The 1,021-nt window shown below is 72.5% G+C and carries 1 protein-coding gene and 1 pseudogene; both read left to right on the forward strand.

Annotated elements, in window-relative coordinates; translation table 11 throughout:
• A pseudogene (locus AB0O09_RS38745) lies at positions 1-153 on the forward strand (roadblock/LC7 domain-containing protein); the annotation flags it as partial.
• Between the two features lie 173 nt (positions 154-326).
• A complete protein-coding gene (locus AB0O09_RS38750; protein ID WP_344628580.1) occupies positions 327-974 on the forward strand; it encodes a DUF742 domain-containing protein in 648 nt (215 codons plus the stop codon).
• Positions 975-1,021: the final 47 nt, after the last annotated feature.

The raw sequence follows: 1,021 nt of genomic DNA on the forward strand, positions 1-1,021 counted from the left end.
GCGGTCAGCGACGGCTCCGCACTCGCCGTCCTCGCCGCCCCCGACTCCGACATCGGCCTCGTCGGCTACGAGATGGCACTCCTCGTCGACCGCGCGGGCGCCGTCCTCACCCCCGCCCTCCGGGCAGAACTGCAGGGCAGCCTGCTGCACTGACGGTTCGTCGGATACCGTCCTGGTATTCGAAAGACCTCATTGCCCGTCCCCGAGTCCTCCGGCACCCGCCGGCGGACTCGGGTTCGGGCGTTGTACGGCCTTCGCACCACCGGCCCGGACACCCCCGTGTCCGGGCCAGCACCGCACCGCCGCACCCTGTGAGGAGAGGAACCGTGACACCGCCAGACGACCGCAGCGGTCAGTACGGCGTCCCGTACCCCGGTACCGGCCACGACGCGTTCGGAGCCCCCGGCGTCGGCCACGGACAGCCGTACCAGCAGCAGCAGTACGCCGCGCCCGCGGGCCAGCAGCAGTACTTCACCCAGCCCTACGGCGACCAGCAGCCCTACGGGGTGCCACCGGAGCAGGGGCACTACGGGACGGAGGCCGGGTACCAGGACTACCCGGGCCCCGAGCCCTTCCCTGAACAGGCGCCCGAGGAGCCCGGCCACGTGGAGGAGCTGGAGGACGACTCCGACTCCGGGCCCCTGATCCGGCCGTTCGCGATGACCGGCGGCCGCACCCGGCCGCGGTACGAACTGGCCATCGAGGCGCTGGTCTCGGCCAGCGTCGACCCGGCCCGCCTGGCCTCGATGCTGCCCGAGCACCAGCGGATCTGCACGCTCTGCACGGACGTCAAGTCCGTCGCCGAGGTCTCCGCGCTGCTCGGCCTCCCGCTCGGTGTCGCCCGGATCCTCGTCGCCGACCTGGCCGAGGCCGGCCTGGTCACCATCCACCAGCCCGCTGCCGGCGGCGAATCCGGCAACCAGCCCGACGTCACGCTGCTCGAAAGGGTCCTCAGTGGACTTCGCAAGCTCTAACGCGGCCGCCCCCAGCCGCGCCACCACCTCCGCGAAGATCGTCGTCG

It is taken from the genome of Kitasatospora sp. NPDC093679, from assembly GCF_040683455.1.
Taxonomy (GTDB): Bacteria; Actinomycetota; Actinomycetes; order Streptomycetales; family Streptomycetaceae; genus Kitasatospora; species Kitasatospora arboriphila.